Below are 23,475 nucleotides of genomic sequence, written 5' to 3' on the forward strand. Positions count from 1 at the left end.
TCAGTTGTTCTGGGGGAAGCCGAGGTTGATGCCACCGTGGGTGGCCGGGTCGAGCCAGCGGCTCGTGATGGCCTTCTCACGGGTGAAGAAGTCGAACCCGTGCACGCCGTATGCCTTCGCGTCGCCGAACAGGGACTGCTTCCATCCGCCGAACGAGTGGTACGCGACCGGGACGGGGATCGGCACGTTGATGCCGATCATGCCGACCTGGATCTCGTTCTGGAACCGGCGCGCGGCGCCGCCGTCGTTGGTGAAGATCGCGGTGCCGTTGCCGAACTGGCCGCTGTTGATCAGGTCGACGCCTTCCTGGAACGTCTCGATGCGCACGACGGAGAGCACCGGGCCGAAGATCTCCTCCGTGTACGCGCGGGACGTGGTGGGCACGTTGTCCAGCAGGGTCGGGCCGAAGTAGAACCCGTCCTCGTGCCCGTCGACGACCAGGCCGCGGCCGTCCACGACGACGGTGGCGCCGTCGGCCTGAGCGATGTCCACGTAGGAGGAGACCTTGTCGCGGTGCACGCCGGTGATCAGCGGCCCCATGTCGGGCTCCACGCCGTCCATGCCGGCACCGTTGCCGATCTTCAGCCGGCCGATCCGCTCCTGCACCTTGGCGATCAGCTCGTCCGCGACCGGCTCGACGGCCAGGACGACGGAGATCGCCATGCAGCGCTCGCCCGCGGCACCGTACCCGGCGTTGACCGCCATGTCGGCGGCGAGGTCGAGGTCGGCATCCGGCAGGACGAGCATGTGGTTCTTCGCCCCGCCCAGGGCCTGCACGCGCTTGCCGTGCTTCGAGGCGGTCTCGTAGATGTACTGGGCGATCGGGGTCGAGCCGACGAAGCTGATCGACTGCACGTCGGGCGAGGTCAGCAGCCCGTCCACGGCCTGCTTGTCGCCCTGCAGCACCGTGAACACGCCGTCGGGGAGCCCCGCCTCCTGCCACAGCTTCGCCATCCACAGCGCCGCGGACGGGTCCTTCTCGCTCGGCTTGAGCACGACGCTGTTGCCGGCGGCGATCGCGATGGGGAAGAACCACATCGGCACCATCGCCGGGAAGTTGAACGGGCTGATCACGCCGACCACGCCCAGGGGCTGCTTGAGCGAGTACACGTCGATACCGGTCGACGCGTTCTCCGAGTAAGCACCCTTGATGAGGTGCGGGAACCCGGTCGCCAACTCGACGACCTCCAGACCGCGGGCGATCTCGCCGGCAGCGTCCGAGAGCACCTTGCCGTGCTCGGACGTGACGATGGCCGCCAGCTCGCCCTTGCGGGCGTTCAGCAGCTCGCGGAACGCGAACAGCACCGCCTGCCGCTTCGCGATCGAGTACTGCGACCACACCTCGAACCCGCGCACGGCGGACGCGATCGCGGTCGCGATCTCGGCGTCGTCGGCCAGCGCGACCTCCGCCGCGACCGCCCCGGTCGCGGGATTGAACACCGGCGCCGTCCGGCCCGACCTCGACGGGACGACGGCGCCATCGATCCAATGACCGATCTGGGGAACGGATGCTGTGCCTGCAGCAGTGGGCGAAGTCTCAGTGATGCTCATGGTGTCCCTCTCGTTCCGGACAGATCGTGCGGTCATCCTTTAGGCTTATGACTTCAAGTGTGACAGCGGTCCGAAGGGGAGACGCATGGATGATCGTCGCGAAGATGCGTCGATCCGAACGGATCGTCCGAACGGGGCGGCGGCCGACGCGAGCCTTCCCACGGTACGCGAGGTGCTCGCTCTGCCGGAGGTGGTCGAGGGGCTGCCGGAGATCATCGTCGGCGGTGCGCCGCTCGACGCGCGGGTGCGGTGGGTGCACGTGTCCGACAGCGCCGGAGTCGCACGCCTGCTCAACGGCGGCGAGCTGCTGCTGTCGACGGGCAGCGGCTGGCCGGCCGACCCCGTGGCGCTCCGCGGGTTCATCGCCGACCTCGTCGATGCGGGGCTCGCGGGGCTCGTCCTGGAGCTCGGCACGCACTACCGCTACCTGCCGGCCGTCGTCGCCGAGGCCGCGCGCGAGCACGACCTCGCGCTGGCGACGCTGCATCGCGAGGTGAAGTTCGTCGCGGTCACCGAGGCGGTGCACAACCGCATCATCTCGGAGCAGACGGCGGCCCTGCGCGCCCGCGACGAGGTGCGGGAGCGGTTCACCGCGCTCGCGCTGCGCGGCGCACCGGCGGATTACGTCGTCCACCAGCTCGCGCAGACACTCGGCGCACCGGTCGTGCTCGAGAACCTCGCGCACGAGGTCATCGCCGTGGACATGCCGCCCGCGCTCGAGGAGGAGCTGCTGACGGGGTGGGAGTACCGTTCGCGCGCGGCGCACCGCGACCCGGGGGACTTGCTGGTGGTTCCGGTCGAGGCGCGGGGAACGCGATGGGGATACCTGCTGCTCCTTCCCGGGCCGCCGCATCCCGCCGGTCGTCGCGGCGTGCTCGAGCAGGGCGCCATCGCCCTCGCCTTGGGCCGTCTCGCCGACGGCGACTCCGACGAGTGGGCGCGGCTCGGCCGGCGTCGACTGGTCGACGCGCTGCTGGCGGGCCGCTTCGCGGGAGCCGGCGCGGCGGCCGCGCGCCTGGAGGCGGCGGGACTGCCGGTGACGGGTGCCCGCCTGTACGGACTGGTGCTCTCGGGTGCGCCGATCTCGCCCGAGGCGGTGGATGCCGCCGCCCGCGGCCTGCGCGGGCGTGCGCTGGTCGGCTCGGCGCCGGCGGGTGTTCCCGCTCCGGCGGCGGCCGTGCTGCTGTCCCTGCCGCTCGGGGTCGAGCTCGACGACCGGACCGCCCGGGCGTTCGCCCGCGCCGCGGCCGGCGATGGTGCCGATCGCTCCGTGCTGTCGGTCGGGGCATCGGCATCCGGGCTCGATGAGGCGCTCGCGTCGCTCCAGGAGGCGATCGACCTCGCCGCCGGAGGCGGCTGGCGCGAGGCCCGCGGCCTCCGCGTGCGTCGCGGTGACGACCGGCCGCTCGTCCGCCTGCTCACCGCGCTGCGCGACGACCATCGGCTGCTCGAGCACGGCGAGCGCATGCTCGCGCCCCTCATCGACTACGACCTCGCGCGCGACGGCGACCTGCTGGATGTGCTGGGCGCGATGCTCGCGCACCCGGGCAACCGCACGGCGGCGGCATCCGCCTCGCACCTGTCGCGCTCGGTGTTCTACCAGCGCATCGCCCTCATCGAGAACCTCCTGGGCACCGATCTGGACGACGGTGAGACGCAGGCCGCGCTCCATGTGGCGCTGCTCGTGCGGCGCGCCAGCCGACGCTAGCGCGTTGCCGGAGGTGAGGTTCTACCGGGAGAGGCGGCAGAAGGCGCGAGACTGAAGCCGTGATGACGGATGTCTCGTTCCCCGGCGCCGCGGCGACGATCCGCGGCCGACTCTACACGCACGACGAACCGCGGCCGGTCGTCGTCATGACCCACGGCTTCTCGTGCACGGCGTTCGGCATGGTGGTCGACGACTACGCCGCGGTGCTGCATGCGGCCGGCTTCGCCGTGCTGCTGTTCGATCACGAGGGGTTCGGGCGCAGCGCAGGCGAGCGCGGTGTGATCAGCCGGTGGCTGCAGCTGCGCGGCTACGAGCACGCCGTCGAGTTCGCGCGCGCGCACGAGAGGGTCGACGCATCCCGCATCGTCCTGTGGGGCGACAGCTTCAGCGGGGCGGTGTGCGTCGCGCTCGCGGCGTTCTCCCCGGCGATCGCGGCGCTCGTCGTGCAGGTGCCGGCCTGCGGCACGACGTACGGAGAGGCGGATGCCGACGGGTCGCAGTTCCGGGCGCTGGCGGAGTTCGCGCGGAGCGTCGATCCGACGACCGCGCGGGTCGGGGACCCGCATCCCGTCGTCGCGCTCGAACCCGATCAGCAGGAGCCGTTGCTCACGGACCCGTCGGCCGCAGCCTGGTTCGGCGCGTACGGGATGCGCCCGGGATCGACGTGGCGGAACGAGGCGCGCATGGCATCGCTGCGCGCGCCGGCGCCGTTCACGATGAGCGTCCTCGCCCCGCATGTGGCCTGCCCGTCGCTGTGGATCGTGGCGGACGACGATGCGATGCCCGGGGCCGAGCCCCAGGTCTCGCGCGACGCGTGCGCCGCCGCGGGCGGTGAGCTCCTGCGCATCGACGGCGGTCACTTCGGTCTGCTCCACGAACGGTCCGAGCTGTTCGACCTCGTGAGCCGCGCCGAGGTCGAGTTCCTCCACCGCGTGCTGGCATAACCCACCCTCGCGATCCCGCACTCGTTTCCCGAACCCTCACTCGATTCGCGCCATTTGGATGCGGGTTCGGGAAACGAATGCGGGTTCGGGGACCGGAACACGACGGATGCCGCGGACCCGAAGGCCCGCGGCATCCATCGATCGGATCGGCTACTCGGCGTCGAGGTCCGTCTCCAGCAGGACCACGAGCTCGTCGAGCGCCTGGTCCGCACCGACGCCCTCGGCCTTCAGCGTCACGACCGAGCCGTACGCCGCGCCGAGGCCCATCAGGGAGAGGATGCTGCCCGCGTTGAGGTCGGGGCCGCCGGCGACCGCGATCGTGACGGGGACCGTCTTCGCCTGCACGGCCTGCACGAACAGCTTCGCGGGGCGAGCGTGCAGCCCGGAGCTGCTGGCGATGGTGGCTTGACGTTCTGGCATGGGTGTCGTTCCTTTCGTTGCGTCGAGCAGGGGATCAGGCCGGAACCGCGGTGACGGCCTCGGTGGCGTGCTCGGCCTCCTGCAGCTCCTTCGGCGCGATGAACCGCTTGAAGGCCACGACCAGGAGCGCCGTCACGACGAAGCCCGCGATCAGAGCGACCAGGAACGCCCAGAACGGGTTGATCGCGAAGAACACGAAGATGCCGCCGTGCGGGGCGATCAGCTCGACGCCCATCGCCATGCTGAGGCCGCCCGCGACCGCCCCACCGACCATCGAGGCCGGGATGACGCGCAGCGGATCGGCCGCTGCGAACGGGATGGCTCCCTCGCTGATGAACGCCGCGCCGAGGAGCCACGCCGCCTTGCCGTTCTCGCGCTCCACCGGGGTGAACAGCCCTCGCGCCAGGACGGTGGATGCCAGCGCCATCGCCAGCGGGGGCACCATGCCGGCGACCATCACCGCGGCCATGATCATGTAGGGCACGTGGTTCGTCGGCGACGCGGACGCGAGCCCGGCGACGGCGAACGAGTACGCCACCTTGTTGATCGGCCCGCCGAGGTCGATGCACATCATGAGACCGAGAACCACGCCGACGAGGACGATGCCCGCGGTACCGGACAGCGCCGTCAGCCAGTCGTTCAGGGCCGTCATCAGCCAGGCGATGGGCCGCCCGAGGACGAGGATCATCAAGCCCGACGCGACGATGGATGCGAGCAGCGGGATGATCACCACCGGCATGAGGCCGCGCAGCCAGCGGGGAACCTTCCAGCTCGCGATCCAGTAGGCCGTGAAGCCTGCCAGCAGACCGCCGACGATGCCTCCGATGAAGCCGGTGTTCATGAACACCGCGATCGCACCGGCGACGAAGCCGGGGGCGATGCCAGGGCGGTCGGCGATCGCGAAGGCGATGTAGCCCGCGAGCGCCGAGACGAGGAAGCCCATGCTCGTCGCGCCGATCTGGAACGCGATCGCGCCGAGGTAGTACAGCAGGCCCTCGGGCGGCAGGTTGAACAGCCCGTAGTGCTGGATCGTGTACACCGCGTTGTTGACGCCCGAGTCGCCGTGGGCGAGCGCGATGCCGTAGCCGCCGAGCAGGAAGCCCAGGGCGATCAGCAGACCGCCGCCGGCGACGAACGGGATCATGTAGCTCACACCGGTCAGCAGGATGCGCTGGATGTTCGCGCCCCACGACAGCTTGCCGGTCGTCGTGGTCGTACCCGACGAACCGCCGCCACCCGCAGCGCCCACGCGCGGCGCCGAGGGATTGTTGGCCGCCGCGACCGCCTCGGCGATCAGCTGGTTCGGGTGCTCGATGCCGCGCTTGACGCCGGAGCGGACGACCGGCTTGCCGGCGAAGCGCCCCTCCTCGCGCACGTCGACGTCGTTCGCGAAGATCACCGCGTCGGCGTTGTCGATGACGGCCTGCGGGAGCGCCTGGTAGCCGCTGGAGCCCTGCGGCTCGACGACGAGGTCGACCCCCTGCACCTTTCCTGCGGCGGTCAGTGCGTCGGCGGCCATGAACGTGTGTGCGATGCCGGTCGCGCACGAGGTCACCGCGACGATGCGCGCCGGGCGGCCGTCGACCGTGAGGCCGCTGTCGGCGGAAGGGGCCGCAGCCGCAGCCGGAGCCGCGGCCGCTGCCGCCGCAGGTGCCGCTGCCGGCTGGTCCGAGAGCGCCGCATCCACGATCGAGACGACGTCCTCGGGGGTCTCGGCCGCGCGCAGACCCGCCGTGAAGTCGTCGCGCATGAGGCTGCGCGCGAGCTTCGAGAGCACGGCCAGGTGCTCTTCGGCCGCATGCTGGGGCGCCGCGATGAGGAAGACGAGGTCGGCGGGGCCGTCGAAGGCGCCGAAGTCGACGCCCGGCTTCAGACGGGCGAAGACGAGGGATGCCGTCGTCACCGCGGCGCTCTTGGCGTGCGGGATGGCGATGCCACCGGGCAGGCCGGTCTCATCCTTCTCCTCGCGCGCCCAGGCGTCTTGGAACAGTTTGTCGGCATCCGTTGCGCGCCCCTCGGCGACGACGCGTGCCGCGAGGGATTTGATGACCGACTGCTTGTCGGATCCGAGTCCGACGTCGAGACTGACGAGCTCGGGGGTGATGGTGCTGGACACGGTGACCTCCTTTGGCCAGGGTGGGGGCTCAGCTGAGCGGGGTGGTGTGCACCTCGCCCGTGGGCAGCTGGTGCGGGGTGGGGGCTTGGGTTCCGGCGAGGGATGCCGCGGCTGCGCCGTAGAGCATCGACCGGACGAGGCGCTCCTGCGGCGAGGCGCCCTCGAGGTCGGCGAGCAGGTAGCCGGCGAGCGAGCTGTCGCCCGCGCCGACGGTGCTGACCACCTGGATCTTCGGCGGGGTCGCAGCCCACGCGCCGTCGGCGGTGACGAGCACGGCGCCGCGGGCGCCGAGGGTCACGAGCGCTGCGCCGACGGCGGAGGGCACGAGCCGGCGTGCGATGGGCAGCACCGCCTCGAGGTGCTCGTCGCCGTCGGGGATCTCCACTCCGGCGAGCTCGGCGAGCTCGTCGTCGTTGGGCTTGATGAGGTCGGGATATCCGCGCTCGACGACGGCCGCGAGGGCGGCGCCGGACGTGTCGACGGCGATGCGAGGGGCCTTCTCTCCCCACCGCTCGCGGACCGCCAGGATGACGTCGACGTAGAAGTCGTCGCTCACGCCCGGGGGCAGGGAGCCGGCGATCGCCAGCCACGCGGCACCCTCGCACTCGTCGACGACGGCGGCGACGACCTTGCCGGACTCCTCCTCGGTCAGCTCGGTGCCGGGGAGGTTGAGCTTGGTGGTCACACCCGCGGGGTCGGTGATCGTCACATTGGCCCGCGCGTTGCCCGCGACGAGGACGGCGCGGTTGGGCACGCGCGTAGCCCGGAGGGCCCCGACATAGGGGTCCGCCTCGTCGAGGGGAAGCACGGCCATGGTCGGGACGTCGGCTGCGGCGACGACGCGGGCGACGTTGATGCCCTTGCCGCCGGCATCCTCCCGGGACTCGAGGGCCGACTGCACCTCGCCCGGGCGCAGCGGCGCCTCGAGGACGATCGTGCGGTCCAGCGACGGGTTGGCGGTGAGCGTGACGATCATGCGAGCGATACCTCCACATCGGCGGCGGCCAGGGCATGGGCGAGAGCGGGCTCGGGGGCCGCATCCGTCACCAGCACGTCCACCTCGTCGAGCGAGGCGAATCCGGTGAGGAGGTCGCGGTCCTGCTTCGACGAGTCGGCGACGACGACCACGCGCCGAGCCGATCGGACGATCGCGCGCTTGACGGCGGCCTCGTCGGGGTCGGGCGTCGAGAGGCCGAAGTCGGCGGAGACGCCGTTCGTGCCGACGAACGCGATGTCGGGGCGCAGGCCCTCGATCGCCGCGACGGTGGATGCGCCCACCGCGGCGGCCGTCACGCCGCGCACGCGCCCGCCGATGAGGGTGAGCGACACATCGGGGTCGGCAGCCAGGGCGGATGCGACGGTCAGTGAGTGCGTGACGACGTCGGCGCGGCCGTGGATGGCGGCGAGTCGAGTGGGCAGCAGTTCGGCGACGGCCGCGGTCGTCGTGCCGGCGTCGACGTAGATCGACCCGGCGAAGCCCTCGGGAAGGACGTCGAGGGCTCGGTGCGCGATCGCCTGCTTGTCGTCGCTGCGGCGCTCGGCGCGCTCGACGAGTGTCAGCTCGGTGGTGCTGGCACGCTCGGGGAGGACGGCGCCCCCGTGCACGCGGACGAGCGAACCCTGGCGTTCGAGGGCATCGAGGTCGCGACGGACGGTCTCGGTCGTGACGTCGAATCGCCCCGCGAGCTCGACCACGGCGACCCGCCCCTGCTGGGCGAGGAGCTGCTCGACAAGCTTCTGCCGCTCCGTTGCGTACATCGTGTGGGTCCTCCCTTGGATTCCCACACACTACAACAAGAAAAAAGAGAAAACAACAGGTAGTCACAAAAACACAACATCGACGGATACTGCAGCACCCGCGATTCCCTGCCCTTGCGGACCGATCACGCGCCCGCACGCTCCGCGGCGACGGCGTCGCGCACAGCCGGAATCACCTCGGCGGCGTAGCGCTCGGCGGACGTCGGATCGTCGCCGGCTGAGATGAACGTCGAGAAGCCGTGCTCGAGCGCGAGCATCGCGATCGCCTCGGCTCCCTCGTCGCCCGAGATGTTCAGCAGCCGGCGCACGTCCCGCGGATCGCGCCCCGCATCCGCTGCCGCGTCGTCGATGCGCGCGTTGCCGTCGGCGAGGTCCGCGAGCCGCACGTAGCCGAGCGACGGGAGCCAGCCGTCGGCGACACGGCCGGTGAGCCGGAGCATGCGCGGCTTGTACGCCCCGAGCCAGATCGGGATGCGGTGCGCCGGCGCCGGGCCGCGCTTCGCGCCGTGAACGGGGTAGAGCTCGCCGCCGCGCAGCTGCTCGCGCTCGTCGGGGCTCCAGATGCCGTGGATGATGTCGATGGCCTCGGCGAGCGCATCCACCGACCGGCCCGGAGTGAGCCGGCGGCCGCCCATCGCCTCGATCGCATCCCAGAACCCGCCGGCACCGAGGCCGAGGTTGACCCTGCCACCGGAGAGGAGGTCGAGGGATGCCGCGGCGCGCGCCAGCACGGCGGGCTGGCGCAGCGGGAGGTTGGCGACATCCGGGGCGAGCTGGATCGTGGTCGTCGCCGCGGCGACATACGACAGCAGGGTCCACGTGTCGTGGAACCGCGGCTGATACGGATGGTCCTGGAAGGCGACGAGGTCGTAGCCGAGGCGCTCGCTCAGCCGCGCGAGCTCGACGGGCGCCTGCGGAGGCGAGTTGCGCGGGGTGATGAACGTGCCGAACTGCAGGTCGTGACCGTAGTCCATGCGACGATTCTCATCCCGCGTGCCGGGCGAGAACAGGGGCGCTCAGCGCTCGATGCTCGAGCTCGACGGACAGCGCGTCGACCAGGACTCCGCCGATCACGAGTCGAACCCGAGGCCCAACGCATCCAGCGTCCTCAGCAGGAGGTTGCGCTTGCCCTGGTTGTGATCGGCCCGGTCGAGCGACCAGCGCACCATGTTGACGGCGGCCGCAGCGGCCGGCTCGGGCGGGAACGGCATCGGGCGCTTGCGCACCATCTCCAGCTCGGTCCGCTCGGTCCGAACGCCGTCAAGCAGATCGAGCATCACCTCCCCGGCGAAGCGCGTCGAGCCGACGCCGAGACCCGTGAACCCCGCGGCATATGCGACTCGGCGATCGCGCGCCGTGCCGAAGAACGCGGTGAACTGGGTCGACGAGTCGATCGCGCCGGCCCACTGGTGGCTGAACCTCAGCCCCTCGAGCTGGGGGAACGTCGTGAAGAAGTGCGCGGCCAGTTTCTCCCAGGTCTCGGGACGATTCTCGTGCTCGCTGCGGACCTTCCGACCGTAGTGGTAGATCGCGTCGTACCCGCCGAACAGGATGCGGTTGTCCTTCGAGATCCGGTAGTAGTGGAACTGGTTCGCCATGTCGCCGATGCCCTGGCGATCGCGCCACCCGATCGACGCGAGCTGCTCCTCCGAGAGCGGCTCGGTCATGAGGACGTAGTCGTATACCGGAACGGTCATGAGACGGTTGCGCTTGATGAGCGACGGGAACACGTTCGTCGCGAGGACCGCTCGGGATGCGTCGACCCGCCCCGTATCCGTCACCACCGACACGCCCGCACGATCCGGCGTCTCGATGCCGGTCACGCGGGAACGCTCGAAGATCTCGACCCCGAGGTCCTCCGCCACGCGCGCGAGCTCGGCCGCGAGGCGTGCCGGGTGGACCATGCCGCACGTGTTCTTCTCCCACACGGCGGCCAGGTAGGTCGGTGACGCGACGGATGCCCGGGCCTCGTCCTCGTCGAGATACACGACGCCCTCTTCGCCCTCGGCGGCCCACTCCCTGAGCCATTCGACCTGATGGGGCTCGACCGCGGGGGCCAGCTGGCCCGTCCGCTCGAAGTGGAAGTCCATCCCGTACTCGTGCTCAGAGGCCTCGATCGCGTCGAGGTTCTCGAGCCCGAGGCGCTCGAGGAGCGGCATCTCCTTCGGCCACCGGGCCATGCCGTTCTCGTGGCCGTGAGTGAGGCTCGCCTCGCAGAAGCCGCCGTTGCGGCCGGAGGCCGCCCAGCCGACGCGCTGCGCCTCGACGACCACGATGCGCGCGTCGGGCGCGCGCTTCTTGGCGAGCAGCGCGGTCCACAGGCCGGTGTACCCGCCGCCGACGATGACGAGCTCGGCGCGGTGGCGGCCCGTCAGCGGCGGGCGGTCAGGCAGCAGCGCGGCGGGAAGGTCGTCGCGCCAGAACACCGAGTGGGCCGTGCCCTCCAGGGAGTGCGCGATGACGGATGCGGCAGGTCGGCGTCGTTCGAAGACGGTGGTTCCCACGGGGAATCGGCTCCTGACCAGGTCAGACGAGATCGTCGACAGAGACGACCCGCGCATAGCTGCCGGCGAGCGCGGCCATGAAGGCCGCGTGCACCTGGGCACCGGGTACGACGGTGTCGCCGAAGGCGAGATCGGGAGCGGCGCACGCATCGTGGGCGACGGTCACCGAGTAGCCGAGGTCCGCAGCCGCACGGACGGTGGCGTCGACGCACATCGACGACATCATGCCGACGATGACGAGCTCGTCCGGGGCAGCCGCGCTGAGGTGATCGCCGAGGTCCGTCTCCCGGAACGCGTTCGGGAACGCCTTGATGACGAGTGGCTCGTCGTCCTGCGGGGCGACACGCGAGTCGATCTCCACACCGGGCGTCCCGGGTGCGAAGAACGCGGCATCCGGCGCATCCCACACGTGCTTGACGTGCACGACGGGAGAGCCCTCCGCACGGAAGGCGGAGAGCAGGCGGGATGCGGCGTCCGCCGCGGCATCCGGCTCCACGAGCGGGTTGCGACCACCCGGGAAGTAGTCGCGCTGGATGTCGACGATGAGCAGGAGTCGTGACACGGTTCGGCCTTCGTTCGGGTTCGGGCGGCGTGGGACGGGGGAGGGTCAGGCCGAGTACACGCGGTCGCCTTCGACGAAGGTCTGCAGCACCCGCGTCGAGGCGATCTCGTCGACCGGCGCGGCGAACGGATCGCGGTCGAGCACCACGAGGTCGGCGAACTTGCCCACTTCGATCGTGCCGGTGACATCGTCGAGGTGATTCACCCACGCCGAGCCTGCCGTATATGCGGTCATGGACGTCGTGAGATCGATCGCCTGCTCGGGCAGGAACGCGTCGTACTCGGCAGAGGGCTCCGCGTACTCCGGCGCCGCCGTGCGGTTCACGGCCGTGTGGATCGCGGCAAGCGGGTTCGGTGACGAGACCGACCAGTCGCTGCCCGCGGCGAGGACCGCTCCGGAGCGCTGCAGATCGCCGAAGGGGTACTGCCACGCGTCGCGCGGGGAGCCGAGGAACGGCAGGGTGAGATCCACCATCTGGGGCTCGAGCGCGGCCCACAGCGACTGCATGTTGGCGGCGACGCCGAGCGCGCGGAACCGGTGGATGTCGTCCGGGTGCACGACCTGGAGGTGCGCGATGTGATGGCGGTTGTCGGTGCGCCCGTTGCGCACGATGGCGTGCTCGACGGCATCGAGGCACTGGCGCACCGCACGATCGCCGATCGCGTGGAAGTGCACCTGGAACCCCAGAGCGTCGAGCTGCGGCACAGCCTCGTTCAGGATGGCGGGGTCGACGAACGAGATGCCCGAGTTGTCGGTCGGGTGCCCGTGGCCGTCGCAGTACGGCTCCAGCATCGAGGCGGTGAAGTTCTCCGCGACGCCGTCCTGCATGACCTTGACCGAGGTGGCGGCGAACCGACCGCCCCGGTAGCGCTCGCGGCGCTCCACGAGAGCCGGGATCTGCTCGAGACCCGCCGTGCGGTCCCACCAGATGGCACCGACCACGCGGGCGGTGAGCTGACCGGATGCCGCGGCCGTCAGATACGCAGGACCGGGGTCGCCCGCATCCCCGTATGACCCGACGATGGCGTCCTGCCATGCCGTGATCCCGTACGAGTGCAGGTAGCGCTGGCCCTCGAGGAGGGCATCGACCAGGCGTGCCGGCGGCTCGGGCGGGAGCAGGCGGTTCACAAGGGTCATGGCGCCCTCGTGGAGGGTGCCGGTCGGGTGGCCGTCGGCATCCCGCTCGATGCGCCCATCCGCGGGATCCGGAGTGTCGCGGTCGATCCCGGCCCGGCGCAGTGCTGCCGAGTTCACCCACGCGCCGTGCCCGTCGCGGTTGGGCAGGAACGCCGGGCGGTCGGCGACGACCGTGTCGAGCGCGGCCGCGGTCGGCGTCCCGCCGGGGAAGGCCGACATCGACCATCCGCCCCCGAGCACCCATTCGTCGTCGGGATGGGATGCCGCGTACTCGGCGATCGCGTCGAGGTACTCGGGCTGCGTCTCATACGGTGCGAGGTTGCACCGCAGCATGTCGAGCCCGCCCCAGACCGGATGGACGTGCGCGTCTTGGAAGCCGGGGATGAGCATCCGTCCGGCCAGATCGACGACCTCGGTCGACGGACCGATCAGGTCGCCGAGGTCGTGGCCCACGGCCACGATGCGCCCGCCGGCCACCGCGACGGCCGAGGCGCGTGAGCGTACGGTGTCGGCGGTGAACACCGGTCCGCCCGTGAAGACGAGGTCCGCGTACGTCATCCGGTCAGCCTCCTGCCATGGTGCGGGCGATGTCCGCGGCCGAGTCGCCGGCGCGCTTGAGGACGAGGGCCACCGCGCCGAGCGCGAGCAGCGTCAGCACGAGCATGATCGTCGACACGGCCGCGATCTCCGGGCGCAGACCCGAGCGCAGTGCGCTCAGCACGTACACGGGCCACGGCGTCGTGCCCGAGACGGACACGAAGGCGGCGATCACCGTGTTGTCGAGGCTGAGCGTGAACGACAGCAGGAAGCCCGCGAGCACGGCCGGCATCGCGAGGGGCAGCGTGATGCGGAAGAAGGTGCGCAGCGGGGGCGCGTACAGGTCGGCGGATGCCTCTTCCAGCTGCGCGTCGAGGCCGACCAGGCGAGCGCGGACGAGGTACGAGACGACCGCGATCGAGAACAGCGAATGGCCGATGACGAGGCGCACGATCCCGTCGTTGAAGAGCGAGATGCCCCAGTCCTGGCCGAGCGTGACCAGCCACGGCAGGAGGGACACGGCATCCACGATCTCCGGCGTCACCGAGACGAGCAGGAGCAGCACGAGGAACCACCACACCCACTTCCCGGGGTGGCGGGCCATGGCGATGCCGGCGAGCGTGCCGAGGACGGATGCCACGAGCGCGGCGATGATGCCGGTCTGCACCGAGACGACCACAGCGTCGCGGATGACCTCCTTGGTGAACAGCGCCCCGAACGAGTCGAAGCCGAACTGCGTGAACGAGGCCAGCAGGCGGCCGGTGTTGAACGAGTTGACGATGATCACGGCGATCGGCGCGAAGAGGAACGCGAAGACGATCACGCCCCAGACCGTGAAGCCGACGTCGGTCCACGAGCGCTTCGGGCGCACGCGCGTGGCCGACTTCTGCGTCGTCGTGGGGATCATGCCGGAACCTCCTCGGGCTGCGGCGCCTCCTGGACGACAGGAGCGGAGACCGCAGCGCCGTCCTCGGGCGGCAGCGTGACGCGATAGTGGGCGCGGACCGACAGGCGGACGAGCCAGATCACGCCGATGCCGACGGCGACCGTCAGCATGACGATGAGGATGAGCATGACGGCCATCGCGGAGCCGAGCGCCCAGTTCTGCGCGGTCTGGAACTGGCTCGCGACCAGCTGCCCGATCATGTTGCCCTTGGCGCCGCCGAGGACGGTCGCGGTGATGTAGTCGCCCATGAGCGGGATGAACACGAGCATGACGCCGGCGAGCACACCAGGGCTCGCCAGCGGCAGCGTGATGCGCAGGAACGTCGCCCAGCGGCCGGCGCCGAGGTCCTTCGACGCCTCGCGCAGCGAGCCGTGCACGCGGTCGAACGCGACGAACAGCGGGAGGATCATGAGCGGCAGGTAGTTGTACACGACCCCGAGCAGCACCGCGGGACGCGTGTACAGGATGTCGAGCGGGCCGAGGCCGACCCACTTCAGCACGGTCGAGATCCAGCCGTCCGGCGACAGGATGACCTGCCAGCCGATCGTGCGGACGAGGAAGTTCGTCCAGAACGGCACCATCACGAGGGCGACGAGCAGGCCGCGCTTCGACGGCGCGGCCTTCGTCGCCATCCAGTACGCCACCGGTGCGCCGACGATGAAGCACAGGGCGGTGCCGGCCAGGCCGATCCAGAGCGTGTTCTGGAAGGTCGCGAAGAACGTCGGCGTCAGCACCTCGGCGTACCTGTCCAGCGACATCTTGTCGTTGGCGTGGGTGCCGAACAGCCCGGGCTTGTAGCCGAAGCTGTAATAGACGATGAGCCCGACGGGCACCACGAAGAAGAACAGGAGCCAGATCCACGCCGGGACGGCGAGGAGGGCGCCGAAGCTCCTCTTACGCACCAGCGGCGGCCTTCATCTTGTTGTAGATGTCGACGATGCGCGCCTGGGCCTCGGTCACCTGGCCGGTGTGCATCGTGGCGAGCTGCTCGGGCGTGAAGAACACCATGTCGAGCTTCTCCATGCTGGCCTTCTCCGCCTGAGCCTGGATGTCCTTCGCCCCGGTGTGGTAGCCGATGTAGTCGACCTCCTTGAGGGCGTTCTCCGGAGTGAGCACGTAGTTGATGAACGCGTGCGCGGCTTCAGGATGCGGCGCCCCTGCCGCGATGGCCCAGTTGTCCATCCACAGCTCGGTGTTCGGGGCGCCGAGCACCCACTGCCACTTGTCGGGCTCCTTGCTGGTCATCATCCCCTGACGGGCGTCGCCGTTCCACACGTGGATGAGCGCCTGCGACGACTGCGGGATCGCGTCGCTGCCCGGGTAGGAGTTGAACGCCGAGACGTGCTTGGCGAGCTTGTTCACGAGGAAGTCCTCCGCCGCGTCGAGCTGCTTCTTGTCGGTCGTGTTCCAGTCGATGCCGTTGGCCCAGAAGTAGACGCCCGTGAGCTCCGCGGGGTCGTCGAGCATCGAGGTCTTGCCGCTCGCCTCGTTCTGCGCCGCATCCAGGAAGTCGTTCCAGGTCTTCAGCTCGCGCGTGATCACGGTCTTGTCGTAGACGAACCCCGTGGTGCCCCAGGCCTTGCAGACGGAGTACTCGTTGTCCGGGTCCCACTGGCGGCCGAGGAACGCCGAGTCCATGTACTTGATGTTCGGGATGAGGTCGCGGTTGAACTTCGACAGCAGCTTGTTCTCGACCATCTGCGGGATGAAGACGCCCGTCGGCACGACGATGTCGTAGCCGGACGTGCCCTTGGCGGCGACGAGCTTCGCGATCATCTCCTCGTTCGAGCCGAACGAGCTCATCTTGATCGTCGGGCCGAGCTTGCTCGTGTAGGCCTTCAGCACCTCGGGCGCGTCGTAGTCGCCCCAGCTGTACATGGACAGCTGGCTCTCGAGCTTGCCGCCGGTCGCCTGCGCCGTGGCCTTGGACCCTGCGGGCGAGCAGGCGGCGAGGACGGTCGCGAGACCGGCGGCCGTGGAGGCGGCGAGGAAGCCGCGGCGGGTGAGCTCGCTGTCGATGATGCGGGCTGCGCTGCGGTGCGCGAGGATACGGACTTCTTCGGTCATCGGGGCCTCCGTGTGGTGCGGGCGGGTTCGGGTGCTGCGCGGCGGGTTCGCGGGATCGGGCCCGCCGGTGGTGCGTCGGGGGGTCAGTCGGTCGGCGGTGCGACGTATCCCGCCGCATCCTGGTCGCCCGGGTAGAGGAGCACGTGCTCCGGGCTCCACGAGCAGACGACGGCATCGCCCGTCACGAGGTCGGGAGCCTCCGGCGTCGGGCGGCGGCTGATGATGCTCTGGTCCTCGCCGATCCGCACGAGGTACTGCATCGCCTCGCCGAGGTGTGCGACGCCGATGACGGTGCCGGCGACGGAGTTGACGTCCGAGGACGGCGCGCCGCCGCTCTGGATGCGCACGAACTCGGGGCGGACGGCCGCCTGGCCGCTCGTCGCGTTCGCGAGGGCGGGGGATGCGCCGCGCACGAGGCCGTGCGGGCTCTGCACAGCCGCGCCGCCTTCCACGACCGGGCCGCGGAAGAAGTTCTGCTGACCGACGAACGCGGCGACGTAGGCGGATGCCGGGCGGGCGTAGACGGTGTCGGCATCCCCGATCTGCTCGATGCGACCCTCGCGCATGATCGCGATGCGGTCGCTCATCGAGAGGGCCTCGCCCTGGTCGTGGGTGACGAAGACGAACGTGATGCCCAGGCGTGACTGGAGGAGCTTCAGCTCGAGCTGCATCTCCTCGCGGAGCTGGCGGTCGAGGGCGCCGAGCGGCTCGTCGAGGAGAAGGACCGCAGGGCGATTGACGAGGGCGCGGGCCAGCGCGATGCGCTGCTGCTGTCCCCCGGAGAGCTGCGCGGGCTTGCGGTCGGCGAAGCGCCGCATCTGCACCATGTCGAGGGCCTGCGCGACGCGCTCGCGGATCTCGGCCTTCGGGGTGCGGCGCTGCTGGAGGCCGTAGGCGACGTTCTCGGCCACCGACATGTGCGGAAAGAGGGCGTACGCCTGGAAGACGGTGTTGACATTGCGGCGGAACGGCGGCACGCCGAGAACGGATGCCCCGGACACCCGGATGTCGCCGCTGTCGGGCTGCTCGAAACCGGCGATCATGCGCAGCGTCGTCGTCTTGCCGCAGCCCGACGGTCCGAGCAGCGAGATGAACTCGCCGGGCTCGATCGCCAGGGACACCCCGTTCACCGCATACTGATCGCCGTACATCTTCGTGACCTCTTCGATCACGACGGAGCCGGGCGCCTCTGCGCCCGTCAGCGGGGCGGTCAGGGGATCTGCGATTGTCACGTGGTGCACCTCCGTCGCAGCACCGGCGCCGCGTTCCTGAGATTCAATACGGACGGATGCATCGGTGCAACGCGAATCATCTGGAACCGGACGAAATCACCCCGTCCATAGATGGGCCGCACAGACTGTCCGGCCAGGCCGTAATATCCGCGAAATGTGCGAAATGATGCGGTAACGTGCGCGAGCCCTGGGCCGTGGCGCGTCGTCCAGGACGATCTGTGCGGGCGAATCGTTGTGTTCTCGTGACTTTGTGCGGCCGCTGGACCAACGTGCCTACCCTGCGCGCGTCACACGCTCCGGCTGGCAGCTCGGGCACCAGAAGACGTTGCGCTCGCGCGTCGGATCCGCGCCGAGCATCATCGACCGGATGGGCGCGCCGCAACGCAGGCAGGCACGACGCTCACGGCCGTAGACCCAGTCGGTGCGGCCGTTGCGCGTGTCCCCGGTGAAGGTGCGGTTGACCCGCTCGCGATTGGCCCGGATCGTGCGGGCACCGAGCGCCACAAGCGCGGCCGCATCGGTCTCGTTCGCGGGCGTGAGCGGATGGATGCCGCGCAGGAACAGCAGCTCGCTCGCGTACTCGTTGCCGAACCCGGCGATGTTGCGCTGGTCCTGGATGGCCACATGGATCGGGCGGGAGTCGGCGGCCAGATGCGCCGCGGCGGACTCGGCATCCCAGTCCTCAGACAACGGGTCGGGACCGAGGTAGCCGACGACCTGCTCCTCGTCCGCCCTGCGGATCAGCTCGACCAGGCCGAGGTCGAAGCCGACCGTCTCGCTGCGCTCCGTGCCGACGATCGCGCGGGCCCGGAAGCCGGGGCGGCGCCATCGCTCTCCCGGGCGGTACACGTGCCACTCGCCCTCCATCTTGAGATGGGTGTGCAGCGTGTGGTCGCCGATGCGGTGGAGGAGGTGCTTTCCGCGGGCGACGACCTCGTGCACCGTCTCACCGCGCAGGTCAGCCGTGGCCGCGCGGGGGACCCGGAGGTCGAACCGTGTGACGACGTCGCCGTGGAGGGCTGTGTCGAGGCGGTTCGCCGCCTGCCAGACGGTGTCGCCCTCAGGCATGGACGCCCCGGCTTCGGAGCGTGAGGCCCTTCGGCGATTCGACGAAGCCCGCCGCGCGCAGCGCGCGACCCACCTCGGTCGTGTAGACGAAGACGCCGTTGACCTGCTCGATCGTGAGGGTCTCGAGCCGGCGCTCGCGGGCGGTCTGCGCGAGGCTGCGGCAGCCCGCCTCGAGCAGGGACTCGTCGTCGGTGAAGGCGAGTGCGGTCTTGCCGCCGCGCTCGAGGTAGAGCACGAGTGCCCCGTCGACCATCACGACGAGCCCGCCCGGCTTGCGTCCGGGGCGGTGCGCGACCCCCGCGAGCGCGGGCCAGGCGAGTGCCGCTCCGTACGGATTCGCCGGGTCGGTCGCGGCCAGGGTGAGGCCACGCAGGGGCGGCGGATCCGGCAGGTTCGCGAACTCGCGGAGACGGTCGACGGTCGCGGATGCCGCGAACTGCGCGGCACCGAGCTTCTCGATGACGTAGCCGCGCCGGCAGTGCCCGGCCTCCTCGAACCCGGCGAGGATGCGGTAGGTCTGCGCGAATCCGCCCGGCACGCCCTCGGTCTGCACCGATCCACGCGTCACGACGCCGTATCGGTCCAGGAGCATGCTCGCGGTCGCCGTCGCGCGGACCGCCGGATCGGCCTCGGCCTGCGGGAGCGCCGACCAGCGTCCCGCCAGCACGGGTGCGCGGGGGGCCGGGGTGGCGGTCGGCCGCAGCTCGACCCCTCGGTACAGCTTCGCGCGCGGCGCGCGGCGCTTGGCGCGGTGCGCCTGCGAGCCGCCCCCGAGGAGCGCGCGCACGGGCGCGAACGTGTCGTTGGTAATCCTCCCCGCCCACGTGAGCGCCCACAGCGCGTCGACCACCGATTGCTCCGCGTTCGCATCGGGCGGACCCACGAGCTGCTCGAGCTGGTTGGCGAAGTAGGCGCCGCCGGTCGTCAGGACCTCGAGGATGCGCAGCTCCTGCGGTGAGAGCTCGACCTCGTCGAGTTCCCGGGCCAGGGTCAGGGGCGCCGCATCCGTCGTATGCAGCGCGATCCTCCCCTCGCCCACTCGGCGCATCGCTTCACGCTGGGCCGAGCCTCCCGAGCGAGGGAGCCCACCGTCGCGACTCGGGAGCGACCCGTGTCCGGACCAGAGCACCTCGCCCGTGGCGGTCAGCTCGTCGAGCATCGCGGGGGAGTAGTCCGAGACGCGCATCGGGAGGATCAAGGTCTCCCACGCGCTCGCCGGGATCGGCACGCCGGCCAGCTGCTCGATCACGGCGAGGACGCCGTCGACGCCTTCGAGCGGCCGGTCGATGTGCTGCCAGGCGGGGAGGAACCGGGCGAAGGCCTCGGGTGGCACGGGCTCGACGCTCCCGCGGATCGCGGCCAGCGAGCGCAGCCGGAGGCGACGGAGCACCTCGGAGTCGCACCACTCCAGATCGTCGGCCATCCCTCCCGCGGGGGCGGCAGCGTCGGGCAGGAAGTAGCCGCGCGTCACGCGGCCCTGGGATTCGAGCCGCTGCAGGGTCTGGCGTGCGATCGCGGAGCCGACGCCGAAACGCTGGGCGACGGCGTCCGTCCGGAAGGGTGCGTGCGTGCGCGCGTACCGTGCGACGAGGTCGCCGAGAGGATCGGCGAGCGGCTCGAGGAAGGCAGTCGGGATGCCGACCGGCAGCGCGGTGCCGAGCGCATCGCGCAGGCGTCCCGCATCCTCGATCGCCGCATAGCGGGACGCCCCGCCGACGGTGACGCGGATCGCCCGGCGGGCGGTGACGAGAGCGTCGAGATGAGCGGATGCCTCGGCCGGGGTCGCCAGTCCCGGCGACCCGTCGTCAACGGGCTCGAGGCGGTCGGCGACCTCGACGGCATCGAGGGCGCCGAGCACGCGCAGCAGGTCGGCCACGCCCTCCAGTCCCCGCGCGCGACGCCCCGGCTCGAGCCGCTGCGCCTCGCGCTCGAACTGCGCGATGACCTCGGGGTCGAGCAGCTCCCGCATCTCGACCTTGCCGAGCAGCTCGCTCAGCAGCGCCGGATCGACCGAGAGAGCCGCCGCTCGTCGCTCGGCGAGCGGCGAGTCGCCCTCGTACATGAACGCGCCGACGTACCCGAAGAGAAGGTCGCGTGCGAACGGCGACGGCTGGTTCGTGGTGGTCTCGACGAGACGGATGCGCCGCTCGGCGATACCGCGGGTGATCCGCAGGAGCGCGGGAACGTCGTAGACGTCCTGCAGCACCTCCCGCAGGGTCTCGAGGATGATCGGGAACGTCGGATGCTCGCGCGCGACCTCGAGCAGCTGGGCGGAGCGCTGCCGCTGCTGCCACAGCGGGCTGCGCTTGCCGGGGTTCCGGCGCGGCATCAGCAGCGCCCGCGCGGCGCACTCCCGGAACCGTGAGGCGAACAGGGCCGACCCGCCGACCTCGTCGGTGACGATCTGGTCGAGTTCCTCGGCGTCGAAGACGAAGAGCTCCGCACCGGGCGGCTCGGACTCGGCATCCGGGATCCGCGCGATGATGCCGTCGTCGCTCGCGACCGCCGATCCCTCCACCCCGAGGCGCTCGCGGATGCGGGCGTTGACGGCCAGCGCCCACGGCGCGTGCACCGGCATCCCGTAAGGGGAATGAAGGATGACGCGCCAGTCGCCGACTTCGTCGCGGCTGCGCTCCACCGTCAGGGTCTTGTCCGTGGGCAGGCTGCCCGTGGCCTCGCGCTGCTCGTCGAGGTAGGCGAGGAGGTTCGCGGAGGCGCGCTCGTCGAGGCCAGCGTCGGCCAGCCGCGCCTCCGCCTTCTGACGCGATCCGGTCGTGAGCTCGCGCGAGAACCGGCCGAGCGCCTCGCCGAGCTCGGCGGGACGGCCGATGCCGTCGCCGTGCCAGAACGGCACCTTGCCCGGCTGCCCGAAGGCCGGCAGCACGTTCACGCGGTCGTGCGTGATCTCGACGATGCGCCAGCTCGTCGTGCCGAGGGTGAAGACGTCGTTGACGCGCGACTCGTAGACCATCTCCTCGTCGAGCTCGCCGACGCGCGCGTTCTGCGACTCGCCGGCGACGAACACGCCGAACAGCCCGCGGTCGGGGATCGTCCCGCCGCTCGTCACCGCGATGTGCTGCGCTCCCGGCCGGCCCGTCAGCGTGCCCCGGTCGCGATCCCAGATCACGCGCGGACGCAGCTCGGCGAACTGATCGGAGGGGTAGCGGCCGGCGAGCAGGTCGAGGGTCGCCTCGAACGCCGACCGGGGAAGCGTCCGGAAGGGAGCGCTGCGCCTGACGGTCTCGTACCAGTCCTCGACCTCGATCGACCCGCGGGCGGCGGCGGCGACCGTCTGCTGCGCGAGGATGTCGAGCGGGTTCTGCGGCACCGAGATCGCCTCGATCTGGCCTGCCAGCATCCGCTCGGTGACGATCGCGGTGTGCAGCACATCGCCCCGGTGCTTGGGGAAAAGCGCGGCCCGGCTGATCTCGCCGACCTGGTGCCCCGCACGCCCGACGCGCTGCAGGCCGGATGCCGCGGACGGCGGCGCCTCGACCTGGATGACGAGGTCGACGGCGCCCATGTCGATGCCGAGCTCGAGGCTGCTGGTGGCGACGACGCAGCGCAGGACGCCGGACTTCAGCTCCTCCTCGACCTCGGCGCGCTGCTCCTTCGAGACCGAGCCGTGGTGCGCCTTCGCCAGCACCGGCGCGGCCCCCGCGGTCGCTCCCGCCTGCGCCATCTTCGCCGCAGGCACGGACGGCTCGGGCAGATCGAGCCCGAGCCGCTCGCTGTAGATCTCGTTGAGCCGGCCCGTGAGCCGCTCGGCGAGACGCCGGGAGTTCGAGAACACGATGGTCGATCTGTTCTCGAGGATGCGATCGACGATCGCCTCCTCGACGTGCGGCCACAGCGACCCCGTCATCTCGGTGTTCTCCGCGGGGTCGTCGAGGGCCGATGCGGACGCCGGCAGGCCGGGGTTCAGCATGTCGTCGACGGGCACGACCACCCGCAGGTCGAAGGTCTTCGACGCCTTCGGCGCGACGATCTCCACCGGCTGCGCACCGCCGAGGAACCGTGCCACCTCGTCGATCGGGCGGACCGTGGCCGACAGCCCGATGCGCTGCGCGGGCCGGTCGAGCAGCGCGTCCAGCCGTTCGAGGGACACCGCGAGATGCGCGCCGCGCTTGGTCGCAGCGACCGCGTGCACCTCGTCGATGATGACCGTGTCGACGCCGCGGAGCGTCTCGGCCGCCTGGCTCGTGAGCATGAGATACAGCGACTCGGGAGTCGTGATGAGGATGTCGGGCGGCGCCGACAGCAGCTTGCGCCGGTCGGCCGACGTCGTGTCGCCGGACCTGACGCCGACCCGCACATCGGGGGCCGGCATCCCGAGTCGCCTCGCCGACTGTCCGATGCCGACGAGAGGCGAGCGCAGGTTGCGCTCGACGTCGACGCCGAGCGCCTTCAGCGGGGAGATGTAGAGGATGCGGGTGCGCCTGCCCTCATCGACCTTCTCGCCCGGCGACTCCGCCCGCTCGTGGAACACCCGGTCGATCGCCCACAGGAACGCCGAGAGCGTCTTGCCCGAGCCGGTGGGTGCGACCACGAGCGCGTGCTTTCCCGACGAGATCGCCTCCCACGCGCCGCGCTGAGCATCGGTGGGCGCGGCGAAGGCACCGCGGAACCAGTCCTGCGTGGCCGCGCTGAAGCGATCGAGCACATCGCCCATCCCACCATCCTTACCCGGACCGCCGACATCGAGGGCCGGGCCGTGCGCTTACCTCTCCGCGGGCATGAGGATCCACAGCCAGAGGTAGACCCAGAACGACAGGCCGAAGAACAGGAGCCCGAGCGCCATCAGGATGCGCACGGGCTGCGGGTCGACGTCGAAACGGCGGGCGATGCCCAGGCACACGCCGGCGATCAACCGTCCGCTGCGCGGTCTCACGAGGCTGCTCATGCCGCCATCCTCCCGCGCGCGC

Annotated in this window: 18 protein-coding genes; 2 read left to right on the forward strand and 16 right to left on the reverse strand. The window is 70.8% G+C overall.

From position 1 onward, the window contains the following. Positions 1 to 1,551, reverse strand: coding sequence for a CoA-acylating methylmalonate-semialdehyde dehydrogenase (locus AC0NZN_RS10070; protein WP_474592163.1), 1,551 nt, complete (start codon positions 1,549 to 1,551; stop codon positions 1 to 3). Positions 1,552 to 1,636: 85 nt separating this feature from the next. Here AC0NZN_RS10070 and AC0NZN_RS10075 point away from each other — a divergent pair, with 85 nt between their 5' ends. Both AC0NZN_RS10075 and AC0NZN_RS10080 read left to right on the forward strand, forming a co-directional pair. After that, entirely contained in the window at positions 1,637 to 3,259 is a 1,623-nt protein-coding gene (locus tag AC0NZN_RS10075; RefSeq protein WP_474592164.1) for a PucR family transcriptional regulator, read from the forward strand. A 62-nt stretch (positions 3,260 to 3,321) separates the two neighbouring features. Further along, entirely contained in the window at positions 3,322 to 4,203 is an 882-nt protein-coding gene (locus AC0NZN_RS10080) for an alpha/beta hydrolase (RefSeq protein ID WP_474592271.1), read from the forward strand. 150 nt (positions 4,204 to 4,353) lie between these two features. On the opposite strand, the gene AC0NZN_RS10085 is transcribed toward AC0NZN_RS10080, so the two are convergent. From AC0NZN_RS10085 to AC0NZN_RS10155, 15 genes are all read right to left on the reverse strand, one after another. Next, on the reverse strand, positions 4,354 to 4,623 hold the full coding sequence (locus AC0NZN_RS10085) for an HPr family phosphocarrier protein (protein ID WP_474592165.1): 270 nt from the start codon (positions 4,621 to 4,623) through the stop codon (positions 4,354 to 4,356). Between the two features lie 34 nt (positions 4,624 to 4,657). Beyond that, positions 4,658 to 6,739: a PTS fructose transporter subunit IIABC gene (locus tag AC0NZN_RS10090; RefSeq protein ID WP_474592166.1), complete on the reverse strand. Its 2,082-nt coding sequence runs from the start codon at positions 6,737 to 6,739 to the stop codon at positions 4,658 to 4,660. Between the two features lie 28 nt (positions 6,740 to 6,767). After that, the gene (locus AC0NZN_RS10095; protein ID WP_474592167.1) at positions 6,768 to 7,715 is read right to left on the reverse strand and encodes a 1-phosphofructokinase family hexose kinase; all 948 of its coding nucleotides are present in this window, start codon (positions 7,713 to 7,715) and stop codon (positions 6,768 to 6,770) included. After that, the gene (locus AC0NZN_RS10100; protein ID WP_474592168.1) at positions 7,712 to 8,497 is read right to left on the reverse strand and encodes a DeoR/GlpR family DNA-binding transcription regulator; all 786 of its coding nucleotides are present in this window, start codon (positions 8,495 to 8,497) and stop codon (positions 7,712 to 7,714) included. The genes AC0NZN_RS10095 and AC0NZN_RS10100 overlap by 4 nt, the downstream gene beginning before the upstream one ends. Before the next feature lie 125 nt (positions 8,498 to 8,622). After that, complete coding sequence (locus tag AC0NZN_RS10105) at positions 8,623 to 9,471, reverse strand: LLM class flavin-dependent oxidoreductase (RefSeq protein ID WP_474592169.1); 849 nt, start codon at positions 9,469 to 9,471, stop codon at positions 8,623 to 8,625. Between the two features lie 96 nt (positions 9,472 to 9,567). Further along, positions 9,568 to 11,001, reverse strand: a complete 1,434-nt coding sequence (locus tag AC0NZN_RS10110) for an NAD(P)/FAD-dependent oxidoreductase (RefSeq protein ID WP_474592170.1) — start codon at positions 10,999 to 11,001, stop codon at positions 9,568 to 9,570. A gap of 22 nt (positions 11,002 to 11,023) precedes the next feature. Beyond that, the gene (locus tag AC0NZN_RS10115; RefSeq protein ID WP_474592171.1) at positions 11,024 to 11,563 is read right to left on the reverse strand and encodes a cysteine hydrolase family protein; all 540 of its coding nucleotides are present in this window, start codon (positions 11,561 to 11,563) and stop codon (positions 11,024 to 11,026) included. Between the two features lie 45 nt (positions 11,564 to 11,608). Continuing rightward, the gene (locus AC0NZN_RS10120) at positions 11,609 to 13,258 is read right to left on the reverse strand and encodes an amidohydrolase (RefSeq protein WP_474592172.1); all 1,650 of its coding nucleotides are present in this window, start codon (positions 13,256 to 13,258) and stop codon (positions 11,609 to 11,611) included. 4 nt (positions 13,259 to 13,262) lie between these two features. Next, complete coding sequence (locus AC0NZN_RS10125) at positions 13,263 to 14,144, reverse strand: ABC transporter permease (RefSeq protein ID WP_474592173.1); 882 nt, start codon at positions 14,142 to 14,144, stop codon at positions 13,263 to 13,265. Continuing rightward, positions 14,141 to 15,085: an ABC transporter permease gene (locus AC0NZN_RS10130; protein ID WP_474592174.1), complete on the reverse strand. Its 945-nt coding sequence runs from the start codon at positions 15,083 to 15,085 to the stop codon at positions 14,141 to 14,143. Before AC0NZN_RS10130 ends, AC0NZN_RS10125 begins: the two co-directional genes overlap by 4 nt. Beyond that, complete coding sequence (locus tag AC0NZN_RS10135) at positions 15,078 to 16,250, reverse strand: extracellular solute-binding protein (protein ID WP_474592175.1); 1,173 nt, start codon at positions 16,248 to 16,250, stop codon at positions 15,078 to 15,080. The genes AC0NZN_RS10130 and AC0NZN_RS10135 overlap by 8 nt, the downstream gene beginning before the upstream one ends. 83 nt (positions 16,251 to 16,333) lie before the next feature. Further along, on the reverse strand, positions 16,334 to 17,482 hold the full coding sequence (locus tag AC0NZN_RS10140) for an ABC transporter ATP-binding protein (protein WP_474592176.1): 1,149 nt from the start codon (positions 17,480 to 17,482) through the stop codon (positions 16,334 to 16,336). Positions 17,483 to 17,755: 273 nt separating this feature from the next. Next, complete coding sequence (locus AC0NZN_RS10145) at positions 17,756 to 18,550, reverse strand: DNA-formamidopyrimidine glycosylase family protein (RefSeq protein ID WP_474592177.1); 795 nt, start codon at positions 18,548 to 18,550, stop codon at positions 17,756 to 17,758. After that, complete coding sequence (locus AC0NZN_RS10150) at positions 18,543 to 23,222, reverse strand: ATP-dependent helicase (RefSeq protein ID WP_474592178.1); 4,680 nt, start codon at positions 23,220 to 23,222, stop codon at positions 18,543 to 18,545. The genes AC0NZN_RS10145 and AC0NZN_RS10150 overlap by 8 nt, the downstream gene beginning before the upstream one ends. Before the next feature lie 48 nt (positions 23,223 to 23,270). Next, positions 23,271 to 23,453, reverse strand: coding sequence for a PspC domain-containing protein (locus tag AC0NZN_RS10155; RefSeq protein ID WP_474592179.1), 183 nt, complete (start codon positions 23,451 to 23,453; stop codon positions 23,271 to 23,273). Between the last annotated feature and the right edge of the window lie 22 nt (positions 23,454 to 23,475).

This window comes from Microbacterium sp. sgz311019, from assembly GCF_056135325.1.

What these genes read in the sequence shown, in the direction of transcription:
- AC0NZN_RS10070 (WP_474592163.1), bottom strand. Translation starts at nt 1,551, where the DNA reads ATGAGCATCACTGAGACTTCGCCCACTGCTGCAGGCACAGCATCCGTT.
- AC0NZN_RS10075 (WP_474592164.1), top strand. Translation starts at nt 1,637, where the DNA reads ATGGATGATCGTCGCGAAGATGCGTCGATCCGAACGGATCGTCCGAAC.
- AC0NZN_RS10080 (WP_474592271.1), top strand. Translation starts at nt 3,322, where the DNA reads ATGACGGATGTCTCGTTCCCCGGCGCCGCGGCGACGATCCGCGGCCGA.
- AC0NZN_RS10085 (WP_474592165.1), bottom strand. Translation starts at nt 4,623, where the DNA reads ATGCCAGAACGTCAAGCCACCATCGCCAGCAGCTCCGGGCTGCACGCT.
- AC0NZN_RS10095 (WP_474592167.1), bottom strand. Translation starts at nt 7,715, where the DNA reads ATGATCGTCACGCTCACCGCCAACCCGTCGCTGGACCGCACGATCGTC.
- AC0NZN_RS10100 (WP_474592168.1), bottom strand. Translation starts at nt 8,497, where the DNA reads ATGTACGCAACGGAGCGGCAGAAGCTTGTCGAGCAGCTCCTCGCCCAG.
- AC0NZN_RS10105 (WP_474592169.1), bottom strand. Translation starts at nt 9,471, where the DNA reads ATGGACTACGGTCACGACCTGCAGTTCGGCACGTTCATCACCCCGCGC.
- AC0NZN_RS10120 (WP_474592172.1), bottom strand. Translation starts at nt 13,258, where the DNA reads ATGACGTACGCGGACCTCGTCTTCACGGGCGGACCGGTGTTCACCGCC.
- AC0NZN_RS10125 (WP_474592173.1), bottom strand. Translation starts at nt 14,144, where the DNA reads ATGATCCCCACGACGACGCAGAAGTCGGCCACGCGCGTGCGCCCGAAG.
- AC0NZN_RS10135 (WP_474592175.1), bottom strand. Translation starts at nt 16,250, where the DNA reads ATGACCGAAGAAGTCCGTATCCTCGCGCACCGCAGCGCAGCCCGCATC.
- AC0NZN_RS10145 (WP_474592177.1), bottom strand. Translation starts at nt 18,550, where the DNA reads ATGCCTGAGGGCGACACCGTCTGGCAGGCGGCGAACCGCCTCGACACA.
- AC0NZN_RS10150 (WP_474592178.1), bottom strand. Translation starts at nt 23,222, where the DNA reads ATGGGCGATGTGCTCGATCGCTTCAGCGCGGCCACGCAGGACTGGTTC.
- AC0NZN_RS10155 (WP_474592179.1), bottom strand. Translation starts at nt 23,453, where the DNA reads ATGAGCAGCCTCGTGAGACCGCGCAGCGGACGGTTGATCGCCGGCGTG.